The following is an 18,513-nucleotide window of genomic DNA, read 5'->3' as shown; positions in this document are numbered from 1 at the left end:
AGACACGGAGTGACGCCGAATGGAACGCAGCACCAACCTCAATAGCCCGACGCTGCAACACAGCACGCGCGGCTGGATCAACGGCCTGATCGGCGTGGTGATTTTCAGCGGCTCGCTGCCGGCGACGCGCGTTGCGGTGCTGGAATTTGATCCGGTATTTCTCACCGTCGCCCGCGCGACCATTGCCGGTGTGCTCGCGCTGTGCCTGTTGTGGCTGTTCAAAGAACAGCGCCCTGCCCGGCAACAACTGATCCCGTTGATCGTCGTCGCACTGGGCGTGGTCGTCGGGTTTCCGCTGCTGACCGCGCTGGCCCTGCAGTACGTGACGTCGGCGCATTCAATCGTGTTTATCGGCCTGCTGCCGCTGGCGACGGCGGTGTTCGGCGTGCTGCGCGGCGGCGAACGGCCGCAACCGGCGTTCTGGCTGTTCTCGATTCTCGGCAGTTTGCTGGTGGTCGGTTTTGCCGTGTCGCAAGGGCTGAGCGCCTCGCCGACCGGTGATCTGCTGATGCTGCTGGCGGTGGTGGTGTGCGGGCTCGGTTATGCGGAAGGCGCAAAACTCTCGAGAACCCTGGGCGGCTGGCAGGTGATTTGCTGGGCGCTGCTGCTGGCGTTGCCGTTCATGGCAGCGCTGACCTGGCTGCGCCTGCCGGCGTCGTTTGCGCCGATCAGCACTCCGGCATGGCTGAGCCTGGCGTACGTTTCGCTGTTCAGCATGTTGATCGGTTTTGTGTTCTGGTACCGCGGATTGGCCCAGGGCGGGATTGCCGCCGTGGGCCAACTGCAATTGCTGCAACCGTTCTTCGGTCTGGCGCTCGCCGCCACTTTGCTGCACGAGCAGGTCAGCCTGGGAATGCTCGGCGTCACCGTTGCGGTGATCCTCTGCGTGGCCGGCGCGCGAAAGTTTTCTCGCTAACGCTCAGCCGACTCAGCGTTTCACCGACAGATCGGTCTGGGTCATGCGGCTGCGCACGGTGAACACGCCATCGCCCGAGAGGATCGCGCTGCGGGCGAACAGTCGACCGCTTTCCCAGTTCGAAAGGCCCAATTCCGGCTTGTTCAACGCGTATTGACCGTCGACCCATCGGGTGATGCCGTTGCCGACAAAAGGCGCGTTCACGGCATTGTAGAAACGCTCGTGCGCCGCTGCGGTTTCGCTGATCAGCGACACGGTGAATTGCGGGCTGTAGCGGTTGAACAGGTCGATGGCTTGATCCAGGTCGTCGACGATTTTCAGGCTGACTTCCGGGGTTTCTTCCCACTCCCACTCGCGGCCCAATTGATCTTCCGCCAACGGTTCGGCCAAAGCCTCGGTGACATAGCCTTCGGCGCGATAAACCTCGACGCTGGCGTTCTGCCAATCGCTCGGCAAGTGCGTTTCGCTGCCCTCGACGATGTGCAATTTGCAGCCCTGCTGGCGTGCGGCTCCGGCCTGTTGCAGGGCATCGAGAAACAGCGGCACCAGTTCCGCGGCGCGCTCGCGGTGGATCAGGCAAACGTTAAGGGTGTTGCAGACTTTGCGGTCCAGCGAATTGCGCACCACGGCGGCGAAGCGCGTGGCATCGGCGTGTTTGTCGGCGATCAACCAGGCGCCGCCAGTGCCGTGCAGGCTGACGGCGGTGCCAGCCTGCTGGGCGATGCTGCCCAGTTGACTGACCGCGCGACCCGAACCACGGGCCACCGCCAGCGACAGACGGCGGTCGGCAAACATCGCCCAACCGGCGGCATGGTTGACGCTTTCCACCAGCGACACCGCGCCGGCCGGCAAACCGGCGTCCGCCAGGGCCGGGTTCAAGGCATGGGTGACGATGGCTTGCGCGGTGCCCAAAGCATCGCTGCCAATGCGCAGCACCGCGGTGTTGCCGGTGCGCAAGACGCCAGCGGCATCGGCGAAGACGTTCGGCCGACCTTCGAAGACAAACGCGACGATGCCCAGCGGCGAGACCACTTGCTCGACTTTCCAGCCGTCGTGCTCGACACAACTGAGGACTTTGCCGCGCGTGGCCGGGGCATCGCGCCAGGCGCGCAGGCCGGCGATCATGTCGCGGCGCATGCGTTCGTCGGCGAGCAGGCGCGTGGTCGAACGCCCACGGCCCTTGGCGCGTTCGATGTCGGCGAGGTTGGCGGCTTCGATCAAGCTCCAGCAGGCCGGGGTTTCCAGACGTTGCGCGAACCGATCAAAGAACTCGCTGATGGCCGCGTCCGACACCGCCGACAGCGCGCTGAATGCCGCTTGGGCGCGCTCGATCGCCACCGCTGCCGCTTGCTGATCCACCACCGGAATCAACAACAACTCGCCACTCACCTGCTCGACCAGCAGATGGTCACCGGGCTGGAAGCGCGCCGCCAGTTCGGGGCTGACCACCGAGACACGGTTGCCGGCAAAAGGGATCGGCGTACCAGCGACGAGACGTTCGAGCATCAAGGACATGAAACGGATTCACCATGCAGAGGGCGGCCGGAAAATGTATAGGAAAACCGCCGAAGCGTCATTAGCGGCGCGAGGGTCAGAACACCGACCAGCCGATCCGCTGGCTCAACAGTTCCAGCGCCGCCATGCCGGCCAGCGAGTTACCCGCGACGTTCAATTCCGGCGACCAGACGCACACGGTGAACTGCCCCGGCACCACCGCGACGATGCCGCCACCGACCCCGCTTTTACCCGGCAGGCCGACCCGATAAGCAAAGTTGCCCGCTTCGTCGTAAAGGCCGCTGGTGGCCATGATCGAGTTGACTTGCTGGGTCTGGCGCGCGCTGAGGATCTGTTCGCCGCTGTGTTTGCAGAAGCCGTCATTGGCGAGAAAACAGAAGGCGCGGGCCAGGTCCACGCAACTCATGCGCAATGCGCAATGGCTGAAATAGCTGCGCAACACCGCTTCGACGTCGTTGTGAAAGTTGCCGAATGATTGCATCAGGTAAGCCATCGCGGCGTTGCGCGCGCGGTGCTGGTATTCGGAGTCGGCGACTTTGCCGTCGACCATCACTTGCGGGTTGCCGGACAGGCGCCGGACGAAATCGCGCATCGACAGGGCCGGCGCGGCGAAACGTGACTGGTTGATGTCGCAGATCACCAGGGCGCCGGCATTGATGAACGGATTGCGCGGGCGGCCGCGTTCGAATTCCAGCTGCACCAGCGAGTTGAACGGCTGGCCCGAAGGCTCGTGGCCGAGGCGTTGCCAGATCGCTTCGCCGGAATGATCGATGGCTTGCACCAGGCTGAAAACCTTGGAAATGCTCTGCACCGAAAACGGCGTGTGCGCGTCGCCGGCGCAATACAACTCGCCGTCGTTGCCGTACACGGCGATCCCCAATTGATTGGCTGGCACGGTGCCGAGCGCGGGAATGTAGTCGGCGACTTTGCCCTGGCCGATCAGGGGATGAACTGCGTCAAGAATCTCGTTCAACAGCGCTTGCATGCCCGGTTCCGAAGTCTCGCCCGCCGGTTTCGACGGACACAGACGCTAGACGCGGCTGGCGTGGGGCGAATCACAGTTTTGTAGGCGAATGTATCTGGCGGCCCTCGGGATACATGGCGTTGCATCAACGCGGTTTTACGACACAGCGCCAATACATGCGGCGGGCAAACTCCTGTCGTCTGCTGACCGCGGTCGGCCCTTGCTTTGGAGCGTTGTCATGAATGCCACACTTCCTCGTTATCACGGCTGGTCGCTGTTCGGCCTGCTGTCCTTGCTGGTGCTGTTGATGACCGGCGCGATCCTGCTGCTCAATCCCGACCTGGTGGAAGCCACGCGCAGCGCCATTCGGGCGACGGCGCGGACCTCGTTTGTGCTGTTTCTTGCGGCGTTTCTGGCCTCGGCACTCGCGGTGCTGGTGCCCTCGCCGCTGAGCAAATCACTGGTGCGGGAGCGGCGTTTTATCGGTTTGGCGTTTGCCTTTTCGCATCTGGTGCACGCGGTGTTGATATACAGCTACGGGCAATTGAACCCGGAGTTCTGGCCGGGCCGGACCACGGTCGGCAACATTCCGGGGTCGCTGGGTTATCTGTTTATTGTGCTGATGGCGATCACCTCGTTCAAAACCCCGGCGAAGATGATCGGCCCCAAAGCCTGGAAAGCCTTGCACGTGACCGGCATGTGGGTGCTTGCGGCGGTGTTCACCTACTCCAACTTCAAACGAATCCCGATGAGCGCGTGGTATGTGCTGCCGTTCGGCATGATGTGCGCGGCGATTGCACTGCGGCTGATCGGAAAACTGGCGCTGAGAAACAAACGCAGCCAGCGCCACGCGTATTCCTGAATTCACCCCTGAATACCTGTGGCAGCGAGCTTGCTCCCACATGGGCTTATCGGGTGGGCTTGTATTGCAATGTGTACAGCCGCGTTTTCGATACACCTCCAGCCTGAAACCTCGCCGCAATGACACATCGCAGATACAGCCGCTTGATCAAATGTGCTGGTCGATTCATCAAAAAATCCAAGCATCGAACGGAGATCAAGCCATGAACACTGCAATTTCCTCTGCCGTCAAAGGCCTGCACCTGAACCTCGACCGCGCAGGCAGCTGGGTCGCGCCGCTGACGCTGCGGGTGTTTCTGGCGTGGGAGTTTTTTGAATCAGGCCTGGAAAAATGGAACGGCCAGAACTGGTTCGCGGATATTCAGGATGCTTTTCCATTCCCGTTCAACCAATTGCCGGCCACGCTGAACTGGGAATTGTCGATGTGGGCCGAGCTGATTTGCGCTCTCGCCTTGCTGGTCGGCCTCGGCACACGGCTGTCGGCAATCAGTCTGATGGTGGTGACGGTGGTGGCGACGGCGGCTGTTCATTGGCCGGCCGATTGGTCTACATTGAGTGAACTTGCCCAAGGCTATGCCATCAGTAACAAAGGACATGGCAACTTCAAACTGCCGTTGATTTACCTTGCCGCCCTGATGCCGCTGTTGCTCTGCGGCGCTGGCAAGCTCAGTCTGGATGCCTTGCTGGCACGGCTGTTCTGGCGCCGCAGCAACTGACATACCATCGCGATAAGCTGCGCTTCCCCACAGGTGCACCCACACTTTCAACCACATTTGCAAGACAACAGGAGCCACCCATGAGCGTGACCACCCAATGGATCGAGATCGACAGCCCCGAAGGTAAATTCGGTGCTTACCTGGCGATACCGCATACCCAAAAGGGTCCGGGGATTGTGTTGATCCAGGAGATTTTCGGCGTCAACGAACACATCCGCTCGGTCGTCGAGCAATACGCTGCCGACGGTTATCTGGTGATCGCGCCGGATCTGTTCTGGCGCAGCGGTCCGCGCATCGAGCTGAGCTATGACGAAGCGGGCTGGAAAAAAGCCGTTGAGCTGATGAACGCCACCGATGTCGGCAAAGCGCAGGACGACATCAAACTGACCATCGAAGCGCTGAAAGCCCAGCCGGGCCTGGACGGCGGCATTGCTTCGATCGGTTATTGCTTCGGCGGCATGCTCTCCTACAACACCGCCGCCAATGGTCTGGTCGACGTGGCGGTCTCCTACTATGGCGGCGGCATTCAGAACCAACTCGACCGCGCCGACCAGATCGACGTGCCGTTTCTGATGCACTTCGGTGAAGCCGACAGCCACATTCCGCTGGAAGCCGTCGAGCAAATCGCCGAGCGTTTCGACAGCAACGACAACGTTGAAATTGTCGTGTACCCGGAAGCCGAGCACGGCTTCAACTGCTCGCACCGTGACAGCTACAACCAACGCGCAGCGGCTGAAGCGCATGGCAATACGCTGATTTTCCTTGGTCAGGAACTGTAAGCGCGAACACCTGTGGGAATGGGCCTGTTTGCGAAAGCGGTGTTTCGGCCGACAGTGATGTTGGATCTGGAGGCCCCATCGCGAGCAGGCTCACTCCTACATTTTTGATCTGTGCTGATCTTGGGATTTTTGTTTATTTCGGTGAACGGCGCGGTTGGGGGTTTGTCTGCTATGAACACAAACTGTGCGGCTGACAGAGATTCCCTGTAGGAGTGAGCCTGCTCGCGAACGCGATCTCCCAGTCAACGCACATTTCCCTCTAACCCAAACATCATTTGTCTCGATCATTCAAATCACAAAAGCGAATTTTTCATTCGCCGCTGATCTGTTCACGATGGCGACACTTTTTACAGACCGGACTTACTCCTGATGAACTTCAATCTGGCCATCGCCTGCATGATCGTGGTGTCTTTCGCGATTGCCCTCAGTCACGCCTGAAACACTATTTCGCTGAACCGCCACGCGGTTTGTAAAACATGAACCGGCCGATTCGCGCGGTGCGCACGTATTCCTGTGTCCAGTCCGGTTTCACCGAACGGTCATGGAAATACATCGCGCCGTGGGTTCGATCCGGCAGTTGTTTGTTGAGTGCCTTGCGCGCGATTTCCTTGGCCAGCGCATAAGGCCGGTCTTCCTGCACGCTGTCTGCACGGCCGTCGCACCACCACGAAAACTGGCAGGCGTGGCGTTCTGAGCCTTGTTTGACGATCCCGCAGACCGTGTCCGGAAAGCCCGGATGACCGAGGCGATTCATCACTACATTGGCCACGGCTTCCATGTCGGCGCTGTCCTTGCCCTTCGCTTCCCAATAAATACTGCGCGCCAGGCACGTGATGGTTTCGTCCAGCGGCGCGGTGCCAGCCGGGTCGACGGCCTGAACTTCGGATTGGGTGATGGTCTCGGCTTTCTTCGGCGCCGGGGCTGCAGCGCCCTTGTCGGCGGCTTTTTCTTCCAGAACCTGGGCCTTGTCCACGGCCACTTCCTTTTTTTGCTCCTGATCGTCAGCGAACACCTGGCCGGCAAAAAAGCTCAGGGCGAGGCAAGTGGCTATCCAGGGGAAACGCATGATGGGCGGGCTCTTCAGGCGTCGGCAGGCGACTTGGCTACAGTGTAGACGGCAAATTGTTCAAAAAGATCGACCAGTAACCGCAAAAACCCAGTGCCCTTCCCACGACGAAATCGAGCATCATGGGCGCAGTCCGTTCAAGGGGGATTTTCATGCGCGTTTTATCATTTGCTGTGGGTGTTGCGGCGTTGTCGTCGGGGCTGACGTTTGCTGGCGCAGCGTTCGCCACCGAAGAAACGCAACTGGTGCAGTCGATCAACGCCTATCGCAGCCAGGTGCAGCGTTGCGGCGGGCAAGCCTCGCCGGAGTTGCCACCACTGGCGTCGGACCCGCGCCTGGTGTTGTCGGCGACACACAACATCGACTTGCAACAAGCGATGTCGCAAGCCAAATACCCGATGGTCAATGTGCAGGCGATTACCCTTTCCGGGCCGCGCGATGCGCAATCGGCGATGCAAGCGGTGCAGGAAAGCTTTTGCCAGGTGGTGCTGAATCCGCAATACATCGACGTCGGGGTCAGCCGCGAGGGTCGCGAATGGCGGATTGTGCTCGCGCGTCCGTTGTTGAGTGCACGTCTGGGCGATGCGGCGGCCGAGGGGCAAAAGTTGCTGGAACTGCTCAATGCGGCGCGCGCGCAACCGCGTCAGTGCGGCGGCCAGGCGTTCGCCGCAACCACGCCGCTGGCCTGGAACGCAATACTCGGCGGCGCCGCCGAAGCGCACAGTCGGGACATGGCCAACAACAATTACTTCGACCACAAGGACCGCAACGGCGGCACCCCGGGTGACCGCGCGGAACTGGCCGGTTACAGCTACCAGCAAATCGGCGAAAACATCGCCGCCGGCCAAGACACCATTCGCAAAGTGGTGGACGGCTGGATTGGCAGTCCGGGGCATTGCGCCAACCTGATGAACCCGCAGTTCAAGGAACTGGGCGCGGCGTACGCGGTAGACCCCAAGAGCGACAGCGGGATTTATTGGACCGCAATGTTCGGCGCGCAATGATTGGGCTTCGTGGGAGCGATGCTTGCTCGCGATAGCGGTGTGTCAGCCGCCATCAAATCAACCTGACACACCGCCTTCGCGAGCAAGCTCAGCTCCTACAGGGTTTGGGGGATACCTGAAATCTATGGCCAACCCTACATCCCCTGTGGGAGCGAGCTTGCTCGCGATAGCGGTGTGTCAGCCGCCATCAATGCAATTTGACCCACCGCTTTCGCGAGCAAGCTCAGCTCCTACAGGGTTTGTGTGGTACCCGAAATCTATGGCCAACTCTATCCCCTGTGGGGGCGGAGATTGGGTTGGGCGTTAATCTGCAGCGGTCATCTGCACCACTTCGATCCCGAGTTTGCGGTAGTCCTCGATGTTGCCGGAGGCCATGGTGTGCTCGGTGATCAGCGTGTGGATACGCGCGCACGGCGCCACCACGAACGGCTCGACCGCGCCGAGTTTGTCCGCCGTGGTCACCGCCACCACGTGCGCGGCGCTGTCGAGCATTGCCAGTTTCACCGGTACTTCATCGAAGTGCAGAGAGCTGATGCCGACCTCGGGATGAATCGCGCAAACCCCGGTAAACAGCAGGTCAGCCTTGATCCCCTGCAACAACCGCAAAGTCTCGTGCCCACTCACTGCCAGTGTCGACGGATTAATCTGGCCGCCGGCCAGAATCACCTTGATGCCCGGATACTCCGCGAGGGTAATCGCGATCATCGGCGAGGCCGTGACCGCTGTTATAGCAATGTCCGAAGGCAACGAACGCGCGATCTGCAACGTCGTCGAGCCAGAGTCGAACATCACAATCTGGCCATTCTTCACGTACCCCGCAGCCAGTTGCGCCAGGCGGGCTTTCACCTCATCGGTTTCGCTGACACGGGTGAAAAAGTCCTTGCCGGTGTCTTTCGGTCGCGGCAACGCCCCGCCGTGCACGCGCTGCACCAGCCCGGCGCTGTCCAGCTCCGCGAGATCGCGGCGGATGGTGTCTTCGGAAACGGCGAAATGCTGACTCAGCTCGGAAGCCATAACTTTGCCGTCTCGCTCAAGAATCAGCAGGATTTTCTGCCGGCGCAGAGAAGGAAGCTCGATTGCCGCGTGCATGGTTGTGCCTTTTTATGCGGGTTAGTGCGGGTTTTGCAACGTAGGGCGAGATTAGCCAAAGTCCGCAACGAACACAAACAGCAAAGACTTTCTGGCAGACTTGCGCCTCACGCAAACGCGCCGCCCTGCCCTCGAGCCACACACCATGCTTTTTTCCCTGGTTTCAAACGGTTCACCAAGCGCTGGCGAACAGCCCGACGCCATCGTGCCGTGGTGGAGTTTTACCAAAACGCTGCTCGCCGCTGCGGCGCTGACTTTGGTGCGTGACGGCGTGATCGATCTCGACGAGGTGCTGCCGGAAGGTCCGTTCACTTTGCGCCAGTTGCTCCGGCATGAGGCCGGTCTGGCGGACTACGGCGAGCTGGCCGATTACCACGCGGCCGTGGCGCGAAATGACGTCCCGTGGTCGGCCGATGAAATGCTCCAACGCCTTGATGCCGGCCGGCTGCGCTATGGCCCGGGAGCCGGCTGGGGCTATTCAAATGTTGGCTATCTGTATGTGTCGAGGCTGATCACGCGTTTGTGCGATCTATCGCTGGAACAGGCATTGATCCAGCGAGTTTTCGCGCCGCTCGGCTTATCAAACGTGAGCCTGGCGACGACCCCGGAAGCGTTGAAAAACGTGCGCATGGGCAGCGCTGCTGCGTACCACCCAGGCTGGGTTTATCACGGTTTGCTGGTCGGTTCGTTGAAGGATGCAGCCTTGTGCCTGGAACGCCTGATGACAGGTGGACTGCTCGGTCCGTCCCTGCGCAACCAAATGCAAACCGCCTACCCGCTCGGCGGGCCAATCGCCGGTCGACCATGGATAGCGCCAGGCTACGGCCTCGGGTTGATGCAAGGGCCGGTGCGCGGCGGGCGCGTTTTAAGCGGACATACCGGCAGTGGACCGGGCAGCGTGGTGGCGGTTCATCACTGCGCCGAACATGAAAACACCGCGACCTGCGCGGTGTTTCTCGAGGACGCTGACCAAGGCATCGTTGAGGCACACGTCGTGAGCCATTTAGCCACAGCCCTCGAAACCGCTGCGGGCCGATGAGCCAGTGTTCAGTTGCTCGCCACCCGCGCCACACTCCCCGCCGTCACTAACGCCTTGAGCGACGCATCGAACTGCTTCAACGCGTTCACTTGCAACTCGGTTTGCTGATCAATCTGCGCGGCGATCTCGGGTACCGCTTTGCCGTGGACCCAGACTGAAGGCATTTGCTCGGCGCGGGCGCCTTCAGCCTTGCCGATGTATTGCAGGTCGGCGTCGTAGAATTTGGCGAGGAAACGCGCTTCGACCTGGTCATTGCGCTTGCTCACCAGCCGGCTGTAAGTGTCGAGCATCACCACCACGTCCGGGTGCGCTTGCACCAGTGCGTCGAGGTTGTCGTAGACGGTCACCGAGGCAAATTGTTTTTGCAGCGACCCCATCAGCCAGTTGATCGCCAGTGTTGGGTCGGAGCTTTTGACGAAGGCGTTGCTGATGCGCGAATCGAGCGCGGGATTCTTGCTGCCGTTGACCGCGACGCTGTGGTAGTTCTCCAGGTATTGCAGGGTGTTGACGGTGTTTTCGCTATACAGCACGCCGACCGACTGGCCGTGTTGCAGGCTGGCGTTGCTGCCGCCAACGGGCAGGAAATGGCAGGTTTGCGGCTCGGCAGCATAAACCGGGGCGGTGGCGGCGAAACCGCCGCTGAGTGCAGCGACAAGGGCCAGGACAGTTGAAATTCTCATCGCGCAGTTCCTTCAGAAGCGAAATCGGTATGTCGCCATCCTCCTCCGATGCTAAAAAACCAGAACTCGCTATTTGTGATGTTCACTATCGATTGAACGAATGGTCAGGTAATAGCTAAGAGAAACCCTGTGGTGAGGGGGCTTGCCCCCTAGCCACAGTGCAATTCACGCCGGCAAATCTTAGCGAGTCTGCAGAGGTCCGATCTCAACCACACCACCCTGCAACCGCACCGGCCAGACACGCAAGCGTTGCTGCGGGTATTCCAGGCAACGGCCGTCCTCGAGGCGAAAGTGCTGTTTGTAGATCGGCGAGGCGACCACCAGATCACCCTTGATGTTGCCGATCAAGCCGCGCCCGATCACATTCGCCCCGGATTGCGGATCGTGGTTGTCGATGGCGTAGAGGGTTTTGCCCTCGGCGTCCGGCAAGTAGAACAGCGCCACTTGCGCGCCGTCGAGCCAGATCACGACGCCGGAATTGCTCACCAGGTCTTGTTGTTCGCAGACCGGTTGCCAAGTGGCGGCGGTGCCGATGGCGGGTGCCCGTTGGGGGATGGAAAGGCTCATCAGGCAATCTCCTCGGTGAGCGGAATCAGGTTGAGTTCGGCGGCCATGATCGGGCGCCGTTGGCCGCGTTCCTGAACAAAATGGATGTCCGGGTCCGGGCGTTTATCGTTGACGAAGGTGCGGAAGCGCTTGAGTTTTTCCGGGTCTTTGAGGGCGTTGGCCCATTCGCATTCGTAGCGATCGACGACCAACTGCATCTGCGCTTCAAGTTCGGCGCCGAGCCCGAGGCTGTCTTCGATGATTACTTCTTTGAGGAAATCCAGACCGCCCTCCAGGCTCTCGCGCCACACCGAGGTGCGCTGCAATTTGTCGGCGGTGCGGATGTAGAACATCAGGAAACGGTCGATGTAGCGGATCAGCGTGTCATCGTCGAGGTCGGTGGCGAACAGCTCGGCATGACGCGGACGCATGCCGCCGTTGCCGGAGATGTAAAGGTTCCAGCCCTTTTCGGTAGCAATCACGCCGACGTCTTTGCTCTGCGCTTCGGCGCATTCACGGGTGCAACCGGACACGGCGAATTTGAGTTTGTGCGGCGAGCGCAGGCCTTTGTAGCGGTCTTCGATCAGCAGGGCCATTTTCACGCTGTCCTGCACACCGTAACGGCACCAGGTGCTGCCGACGCAGGATTTCACCGTGCGCGTGGATTTGCCGTAAGCGTGGCCGGTTTCGAAACCGGCTTCGATCAGCTCGCTCCAGATCTCCGGCAATTCATGCAACTGCGCGCCGAACAGGTCGATGCGCTGGCCGCCGGTGATCTTGGTGTAGAGGTCGTACTTTTTCGCCACCACGCCAATCGCGATCAGTTTGTCGGCGGTGATCTCGCCGCCGGGGATGCGCGGCACCACCGAATACGTGCCGTTTTTCTGCATGTTGGCCATGAAAGTGTCGTTGGTGTCCTGCAACGGCACCAGCGACGCGTCCATGATCGGCTGGTTCCAGCAAGACGCGAGAATCGAGCCCACCGCCGGTTTGCACACGTCGCAACCGGTGTGGCCACGCCCGTGTTTGGCGAGCAATTCTTCGAAGGTGAGCACGCCCTCAACGCGCACCAGCGCATAGAGTTCCTGACGCGTGTAGGCGAAATGTTCGCACAGGCTTTTGTCGACGCTGACGCCACGGGCAATCAACTCGTGCTCGAAAACTTGCTTGAGCAGCCCGGCGCATCCGCCGCAACCGGTGCCGGCCTTGGTCTGCGCTTTGAGCAAGCCGAGGTCGGTGCAGCCGCCGTCAATTGCGGAACAGATCGAGCCTTTGCTGACGTTGTGGCACGAGCAGACAGTAGCGCTTTGCGGCAGTGCGCCGGGGCCGAGGGTCGGCGCGCCTCCGGACGACGGCAGGATCAGACTGGCCGGTTCCGCTGGCAAGGCAATCGCGTTCTGCAGGTATTGCAGCAGCGTGTCGTAGTAGCTGTTATCGCCGACCAGCACCGCGCCGATCACGTGTTTTCCGCTGGCATCGACTACCAGACGCCGGTAGCTGGCGCTCGCTTCGTCGATGAACTGATAGCTGCGCGCGCCCGGCGTGTGGGCGTGGGCATCGCCGATCGAACCGACGTCAACGCCGAGCAATTTGAGTTTGGTCGACATGTCCGCGCCAAGGAACGGCTCGGCGCCCTGCTTGCATAACTGAGCGGCAACCCCGCGGGCCATTTGGTAACCCGGCGCAACGAGGCCGAACAGGCTGCCGTTCCACGCCGCGCATTCGCCGATGGCGTAAATGTTCGGGTCGCTGCTGAGGCATTCGTCGTTGATCACCACGCCGCCGCGCGGCCCGATGTCCAACGCGCAGTCGCGGGCCAACGCATCCTGCGCACGGATCCCGGCGGAGAACACAATCAGGTCGGTTTCGAGGAATTCGTCATTGGCAAAATTCATCCGGTAGCGGTAATCCTCGCCAGCGCTGATCGACTGCGTGGCGCGGGACAGGTGCACACCGACGCCCAGTCGCTCGATTTGCGCCTTCAGTGCCAGACCGCCGAAGTCATCCAGTTGCACCGGCATCAAGCGTGGGGCGAACTCGACCACGTGCGCTTCCAGCCCCAGGCTCTTGAGGGCATTGGCCGCTTCCAGACCCAGCAAACCACCGCCGACCACCACTCCGCGCCGCGCATTGGCCGCTGCCGCACGGATGGCGTCGAGGTCTTCGAGCGTGCGATAGACCAGCCGCGAGTCACCTTCGGCGCCGTCAATCGGCGGCACAAACGGGTACGAACCGGTGGCCAACACCAACTTGTCGTAGGCCACGCAACCCTGCGCGGTAATCACCTCGCGGCGCTCGCGATCAATCTGCAGAATCGGCACGCCCAAGTGCAGCGTGACGCCCGGCGTCTGGTACAGCGACGCATCCGACAGCGCCAGCGATTCGGCATCGCGGCCGGTGAAATACTCGGAAAGATGCACGCGGTCGTAGGCACGCATCGGCTCCTCGCTGAAGACGTGCAGCCGATAGTCCGCCAGCGCTCCGCGCTCGATCAGTTGTTCGACACAATGATGTCCGACCATGCCATTGCCGATCACGATCAGCGTTTGCAGTTTGTTCAACGCGGCAACATTGGAATTCATAAGAAGCACCCTTGCACGGCCAATCACGGTTCAAAAAGCAAAAAAAAACGCCTGAAACCTTGCGGTTCCAGGCGTCTTTGCCTGTTCTTTTGCGGTGTTGTGATCAGGCATCTATGCCTGCTCCACCGATGTTGCCCACGACCAGTTGGCCATTCGATCGTCGTTGACCGAGGGGGCGACCCAACGCGTATTCGCAATGGGTTTGCCTGACGACTTGCAGCGTTTGTGCCAATCGCCGCGCCCCCCCTTGAAACCGGGCGACTCGGCGATTTATTGCGATTGCCATCGACGCTGGGCGGCGACGATTGCGCATCCGACTGGTGCACGGCGCTATAAAAAAGTGCATCGATTACAGCTTGAGTCAGCGCTGCGAATAGCCGCGCGTTCAGCCCCGACCCGCTGATTTACCGGCGTTGAATACTGATCATCGGTTATGGCGCGTGACTTGCTAGTAACACCTCAAAGCAGTCAACGCTGATTGCCCACCTACGACAAAGACGCCGTGTAACTCCCGTTTGCATAACGGAGGGTCACATGGCGTTTTTTTTGTTTTGGCGCCGGGCAAAAAGCAAGTAACGGATCGAGGGACGAAGATGGCACACACCAGCGTACGCAGCGTATGTCCCTATTGTGGCGTGGGTTGCGGCATCGTCATGCAGGTCGAAAGCAACCGGGTGGTCAAGGTCACCGGTGATAAAACCCATCCCAGCAATTTCGGGCGGATCTGCACCAAAGGCACGACCTGCGGCCAGGCGATTGCCGAATCGGGACGCATGGAAAACGCCTTTTTGCGCCAGGAGCGCAGTCGCGATCCGGTGCAGATTGGCATCGATGAAGCGATCAACGAAACCGCCAGCCGCCTGCGCAATCTGCTGGATCGCCACGGTCCGGACGCGCTGGCGTTTTATGTCTCGGGGCAAATGTCGCTGGAAGCGCAATACCTGATCAACAAGTTGGCCAAGGGTTTCGTGCGCACTCACAACATCGAATCCAACTCGCGGCTGTGCATGGCCAGCGCTGGCAGCGGCTACAAACTCTCGCTCGGTTCCGACGGGCCGCCGGGTTCTTATGAGGATTTCGACCACGCCGAGGTGTTCCTGGTGATCGGCGCGAACATGGCCGACTGTCACCCGATTCTGTTCCTGCGCATGATGGATCGGGTCAAGGCGGGGGCGAAGTTGATCGTGGTTGACCCGCGGCGCAACGCCACCGCAGACAAGGCCGGTTTGTTCCTGCACATCAAACCTGGCACCGACCTCGCGTTGCTCAATGGTTTGCTGCATCTGCTGGTGAAAAACGGCCACACCGACCCGGACTTTATCGCGTCCTTTACCGAAGGTTGGGAAGCGCTGCCGGCGTTCCTCGAAGACTATTCGCCGAGCGCCGTCGCCGAGATTACCGGCCTGCGCGAAGCCGATATTCGTCAGGCCGCTGAATGGATCGGCGCGGCAGCCGAGTGGATGAGTTGCTGGACCATGGGCCTCAATCAGAGCACCCACGGCACCTGGAACACCAACGCGCTGTGCAATTTGCACCTGGCCACCGGCGCCATTTGCCGGCCGGGCAGCGGGCCGTTTTCCCTGACCGGACAACCCAATGCCATGGGCGGCCGCGAGATGGGCTACATGGGCCCGGGCTTGCCTGGTCAGCGTTCGGTGCTGGTCGAAGCCGATCGCGCATTTATTGAAGACTTGTGGCAAATCCCTCGCGATAGCCTGCCGCGCACGGTGAGTGGCGGCACAGTGGCGATGTTCGAACAGATGCGCGCCGGACAGATCAAGGCGTGCTGGATCATCTGCACCAACCCGGTCGCCTCGGCGCCGAATCGCCAGACCGTCATCGAAGGTTTGCAGAACGCCGAACTGGTGATCACCCAGGATGCTTTTCTCGACACCGAGACCAATCGCTACGCCGACATTTTGCTGCCCGGCGCGCTGTGGGCCGAGGCCGAAGGCGTGATGATCAACTCCGAGCGCAACCTGACGCTGATGCAAAAAGCCGTGGATGCGCCTGGCGAATCAATGCCCGACTGGCAAATCATCGCCAAAGTCGCGTGCGCCATGGGCTTCGCCGAGGCCTTCAGTTACAGCTCGGCGTCGCAGGTATTTGAAGAGATCAAACGCGCCTGGAACCCGAAGACCGGGTATGACATTCGCGGCGCGAGTTATGCGCGTTTGCGAGAGAGCCCAGTGCAATGGCCGTGCGCCGCCGACGCGGCTGCGTTGCGTAATCCGATTCGTTATCTGAACGATGGCGTGAGTCAGCAGCTGAAGATTGATGACGACGGCAGTCGCCCGGCCATCGTATTTGCCACTGAGCGCGGCAAGGGGATTTTCTTCGCCCGACCTCACTTGTCGCCGGCAGAAATGCCCAATGAGCAGTTCCCGTTTGTGCTGAATACCGGGCGCCTGCAGCACCAGTGGCACACGCTGACGAAGACCGGCAAAGTCGCGACGCTGAACAAACTGAATCCGGGGCCTTTCGTTGAAATCCACCCGGAAGACGCCGCCAGCCTTGGGATCAAGGACAAGGATCACCTCGAGATTCGTTCGTTGCGTGGCCGTGCGGTGTTGCCGGCGGTGGTCACGGACCGGGTGCGTCAGGGCAACTGTTTTGCGCCGTTTCACTGGAACGATGTGTTTGGCGAAAACCTGGCGATCAACGCGGTGACCAACGATGCCGTCGACCCGATTTCGCTGCAGCCGGAATTCAAGTTCTGCGCGGTCGCGCTGCAGCGCGTCGAACTGATCGAGCACCAGTTTCTGCATGTCGCGACGCCTGCCGACATTGACCTTGCCGGTGCAACTGAGGAACTGCCCATGCCGTGCATCGAGGCTTTTGCCGAGCTCGCCGGCATCAGCCGCCAGCCTTCGCCACAACTGAACGACAGTGAACGCACCTACCTCGCCGGTTTTATCAGCGGCCTGCAATCGACTGCCGGGCGCCAGGCCGCTGGTGTCCCTGCCCTGCCCGCCAACGCGCCGATGGCCGAGGGCACGCGGTTATGGCTGGACGGCTTGCTCGGCGGCTTGTTCAGCCGGGTGCAAAGTGCCGTGGCGACGAGTGTGCTGGCCGACGATAACCGGCCGACGGTGACGATGTTGTGGGCCTCGCAAACCGGTAACGCCGAAGCATTGGCGCAGCGTTTTGCCGCGCGGTTGCGCGAAGAAGGCATCGCCGTGGAATTGAGCGCGATGGCCGATTTCCCGGCGAGCAAACTGGCGGACACGCAGACGTTGGCGCTGATCAGCAGCACTTTCGGTGACGGCGATCCGCCGGACAATGGCGAGGGTTTCTGGCACACCTTGAGCCGCGCCGAAACGCGTCTGGAATCGCTGCGTTTCGCCGTGCTGGCGCTGGGCGATCCGAACTACGAGCAGTTCTGCCACCACGGCAAACAACTCGATCAACGCCTGCAGGAACTGGGCGCCACGCGGCTGCTGGATCGGGTCGATTGCGATACCGAGTTTGAAGAACGCGCGCAGGCCTGGCTGAAGCAGTTTCATCAATTGCTGAAACCGGCGCAGGCGTTGAGCGCCGGTGTCGCCAAGAGCCCGATTGAAGCGCCCGGCAAAAGCAATCCTTACGCTTCGCGGCTGCTGAATAATCTGCACTTGAATCAGCAGAGCCGGCATAAGGAAACGCGGATGTTTTCGCTGGATCTGGCCGATTCCGGATTGCGCTACGAGGCCGGCGATGCCTTGGGCGTGTGGCCGCGCAACTGTCCGGAACTGGTCGACGAAGTGCTCACGCTCACGCGGCTTGGCGCGGATACCTGCGTGACTGTCGACAAACTCGGCGATATCGGACTGCGCCAGGCGCTCACCGAGCACTTTGAGATTGCCCGGCCGAATCGCGAAACCCTGACGTTCATCGCCGAGCGCAGCGCCAATCCACAGCTGAAACAGTTGCTGAGCTGTGAGCGCAGAGAGGAATTGAAGGACTGGCTCTGGGGCCGGCAATTGGCGGACGTGCTGCAGGCGTTTCCGATTGAGTGCTCGGCGACTGAGCTGTTGGGCGCGCTGAAACGTCTGCAACCACGGTTGTATTCCATTTCTTCCAGCGCCAAGGCGCATCCCGAGGAAGTGCATTTGACCGTGGCAGCGGTGCGCTATGGCAAACGCAAAGGCGTGTCGTCAACCTTCCTCGCCGACCGCGTGGCCAGCGGCGAAGTCCCGGTGTTCGTGCAGCCAACCCGGCACTTTCGCGCACCCGGCGACGGCAACGTGCCGATGATCATGATCGGCCCCGGCACCGGCGTGGCGCCGTTTCGTGGCTTCCTGCAAGAACGTCGCGCCCGTGGCGATCAGGGTCGCAACTGGCTGTTCTTCGGCGAACAACACGCTGCCAGCGATTTTTACTACCGCGAAGAATTGCAAGGCATGCAGCACGACGGCCTGCTGACGCAACTGAGCCTGGCCTTCTCCCGCGATCAGCCACAGAAGATTTACGTGCAGGACCGAATCAGAGAACACGGCGCCGAATTGTGGCGCTGGCTGCAGGACGGCGCCCAGCTGTATGTCTGCGGCGACGCGAGTCAGATGGCCAAGGATGTCGACCGGGTGCTGCGCGAGGTGGCGCAGGAGCACGGTGGGTTAAGTGCGGAAAATGCCGCGGATTACTGGCGGCAGATGAGCGAGCAGAAGCGCTATTTGCGCGATGTTTATTGAGTTGGAGTTAGGGTTACACCTCCGCACCCTGCCCCGCCATTAGCCAACCACCGCCCCCTGTGGTTTGGCTGGGGAGCTGCGTTATC

Annotated in this window: 14 protein-coding genes; 7 read left to right on the top strand and 7 right to left on the bottom strand. The window is 61.0% G+C overall.

The genetic code is table 11. From position 1 onward, the window contains the following. Positions 1-19: 19 nt before the first annotated feature. The gene (locus BLU01_RS25030) at positions 20-916 is read left to right on the top strand and encodes a DMT family transporter (RefSeq protein WP_092280520.1); all 897 of its coding nucleotides are present in this window, start codon (positions 20-22) and stop codon (positions 914-916) included. A 12-nt stretch (positions 917-928) separates the two neighbouring features. Here BLU01_RS25030 and BLU01_RS25025 read toward each other — a convergent pair whose 3' ends face one another. After that, entirely contained in the window at positions 929-2,431 is a 1,503-nt protein-coding gene (locus BLU01_RS25025) for an aldehyde dehydrogenase family protein (RefSeq protein ID WP_092280518.1), read from the bottom strand. A 76-nt stretch (positions 2,432-2,507) separates the two neighbouring features. Beyond that, positions 2,508-3,416 carry a glutaminase B gene (gene glsB, locus BLU01_RS25020; protein WP_092280516.1) on the bottom strand — a complete coding sequence of 303 codons (909 nt, stop codon included), beginning with the start codon at positions 3,414-3,416 and terminating at the stop codon, positions 2,508-2,510. Between the two features lie 217 nt (positions 3,417-3,633). Here glsB and BLU01_RS25015 point away from each other — a divergent pair, with 217 nt between their 5' ends. From BLU01_RS25015 to BLU01_RS25005, 3 genes are all read left to right on the top strand, one after another. Next, positions 3,634-4,257 carry a ferric reductase-like transmembrane domain-containing protein gene (locus tag BLU01_RS25015; protein ID WP_092280514.1) on the top strand — a complete coding sequence of 208 codons (624 nt, stop codon included), beginning with the start codon at positions 3,634-3,636 and terminating at the stop codon, positions 4,255-4,257. A 202-nt stretch (positions 4,258-4,459) separates the two neighbouring features. After that, positions 4,460-4,972 carry an HvfX family Cu-binding RiPP maturation protein gene (locus BLU01_RS25010; protein WP_092280512.1) on the top strand — a complete coding sequence of 171 codons (513 nt, stop codon included), beginning with the start codon at positions 4,460-4,462 and terminating at the stop codon, positions 4,970-4,972. Positions 4,973-5,052: 80 nt separating this feature from the next. Further along, the gene (locus tag BLU01_RS25005; RefSeq protein ID WP_092280510.1) at positions 5,053-5,751 is read left to right on the top strand and encodes a dienelactone hydrolase family protein; all 699 of its coding nucleotides are present in this window, start codon (positions 5,053-5,055) and stop codon (positions 5,749-5,751) included. A 442-nt stretch (positions 5,752-6,193) separates the two neighbouring features. Here the strand turns inward: BLU01_RS25005 and BLU01_RS25000 are convergent, their stop codons facing one another. Continuing rightward, the gene (locus tag BLU01_RS25000; RefSeq protein WP_092280508.1) at positions 6,194-6,817 is read right to left on the bottom strand and encodes a cell wall hydrolase; all 624 of its coding nucleotides are present in this window, start codon (positions 6,815-6,817) and stop codon (positions 6,194-6,196) included. 152 nt (positions 6,818-6,969) lie between these two features. Between BLU01_RS25000 and BLU01_RS24995 the strand changes: the two genes are divergently transcribed. Continuing rightward, entirely contained in the window at positions 6,970-7,821 is an 852-nt protein-coding gene (locus tag BLU01_RS24995; protein ID WP_092280506.1) for a CAP domain-containing protein, read from the top strand. 303 nt (positions 7,822-8,124) lie between these two features. Here the strand turns inward: BLU01_RS24995 and BLU01_RS24990 are convergent, their stop codons facing one another. Continuing rightward, complete coding sequence (locus BLU01_RS24990; RefSeq protein WP_092280504.1) at positions 8,125-8,910, bottom strand: DeoR/GlpR family DNA-binding transcription regulator; 786 nt, start codon at positions 8,908-8,910, stop codon at positions 8,125-8,127. Positions 8,911-9,055: 145 nt separating this feature from the next. Here BLU01_RS24990 and BLU01_RS24985 point away from each other — a divergent pair, with 145 nt between their 5' ends. Then, positions 9,056-9,949 carry a serine hydrolase domain-containing protein gene (locus BLU01_RS24985; RefSeq protein WP_092280502.1) on the top strand — a complete coding sequence of 298 codons (894 nt, stop codon included), beginning with the start codon at positions 9,056-9,058 and terminating at the stop codon, positions 9,947-9,949. Positions 9,950-9,957: 8 nt separating this feature from the next. Here BLU01_RS24985 and BLU01_RS24980 read toward each other — a convergent pair whose 3' ends face one another. From BLU01_RS24980 to nirB, 3 genes are all read right to left on the bottom strand, one after another. Further along, positions 9,958-10,629, bottom strand: a complete 672-nt coding sequence (locus BLU01_RS24980) for an ATPase (RefSeq protein ID WP_092280500.1) — start codon at positions 10,627-10,629, stop codon at positions 9,958-9,960. 180 nt (positions 10,630-10,809) lie between these two features. Further along, the gene (gene nirD, locus BLU01_RS24975; protein WP_092280498.1) at positions 10,810-11,196 is read right to left on the bottom strand and encodes a nitrite reductase small subunit NirD; all 387 of its coding nucleotides are present in this window, start codon (positions 11,194-11,196) and stop codon (positions 10,810-10,812) included. Then, entirely contained in the window at positions 11,196-13,757 is a 2,562-nt protein-coding gene (nirB, locus tag BLU01_RS24970) for a nitrite reductase large subunit NirB (RefSeq protein WP_092280496.1), read from the bottom strand. The genes nirD and nirB overlap by 1 nt, the downstream gene beginning before the upstream one ends. 593 nt (positions 13,758-14,350) lie before the next feature. On the opposite strand from nirB, the gene BLU01_RS24965 reads away from it, so the two are divergent. Further along, entirely contained in the window at positions 14,351-18,427 is a 4,077-nt protein-coding gene (locus BLU01_RS24965; protein ID WP_092280494.1) for a bifunctional nitrate reductase/sulfite reductase flavoprotein subunit alpha, read from the top strand. Positions 18,428-18,513 lie beyond the last annotated feature (86 nt).

The organism is Pseudomonas prosekii (assembly GCF_900105155.1).
Classification (GTDB): domain Bacteria; phylum Pseudomonadota; class Gammaproteobacteria; order Pseudomonadales; family Pseudomonadaceae; genus Aquipseudomonas; species Aquipseudomonas prosekii.
The sequence above is the reverse complement of the archived record's forward strand: the minus strand, read 5'-3'. Positions and strand labels throughout refer to the sequence as shown.

Coding starts and splice junctions, on each gene's coding strand:
- BLU01_RS25030 (WP_092280520.1), top strand. CDS start 20: ATGGAACGCAGCACCAACCTCAATAGCCCGACGCTGCAACACAGCACG.
- BLU01_RS25025 (WP_092280518.1), bottom strand. CDS start 2,431: ATGTCCTTGATGCTCGAACGTCTCGTCGCTGGTACGCCGATCCCTTTT.
- glsB (WP_092280516.1), bottom strand. CDS start 3,416: ATGCAAGCGCTGTTGAACGAGATTCTTGACGCAGTTCATCCCCTGATC.
- BLU01_RS25015 (WP_092280514.1), top strand. CDS start 3,634: ATGAATGCCACACTTCCTCGTTATCACGGCTGGTCGCTGTTCGGCCTG.
- BLU01_RS25010 (WP_092280512.1), top strand. CDS start 4,460: ATGAACACTGCAATTTCCTCTGCCGTCAAAGGCCTGCACCTGAACCTC.
- BLU01_RS25005 (WP_092280510.1), top strand. CDS start 5,053: ATGAGCGTGACCACCCAATGGATCGAGATCGACAGCCCCGAAGGTAAA.
- BLU01_RS25000 (WP_092280508.1), bottom strand. CDS start 6,817: ATGCGTTTCCCCTGGATAGCCACTTGCCTCGCCCTGAGCTTTTTTGCC.
- BLU01_RS24995 (WP_092280506.1), top strand. CDS start 6,970: ATGCGCGTTTTATCATTTGCTGTGGGTGTTGCGGCGTTGTCGTCGGGG.
- BLU01_RS24990 (WP_092280504.1), bottom strand. CDS start 8,910: ATGCACGCGGCAATCGAGCTTCCTTCTCTGCGCCGGCAGAAAATCCTG.
- BLU01_RS24985 (WP_092280502.1), top strand. CDS start 9,056: ATGCTTTTTTCCCTGGTTTCAAACGGTTCACCAAGCGCTGGCGAACAG.
- BLU01_RS24980 (WP_092280500.1), bottom strand. CDS start 10,629: ATGAGAATTTCAACTGTCCTGGCCCTTGTCGCTGCACTCAGCGGCGGT.
- nirD (WP_092280498.1), bottom strand. CDS start 11,196: ATGAGCCTTTCCATCCCCCAACGGGCACCCGCCATCGGCACCGCCGCC.
- nirB (WP_092280496.1), bottom strand. CDS start 13,757: ATGAATTCCAATGTTGCCGCGTTGAACAAACTGCAAACGCTGATCGTG.
- BLU01_RS24965 (WP_092280494.1), top strand. CDS start 14,351: ATGGCACACACCAGCGTACGCAGCGTATGTCCCTATTGTGGCGTGGGT.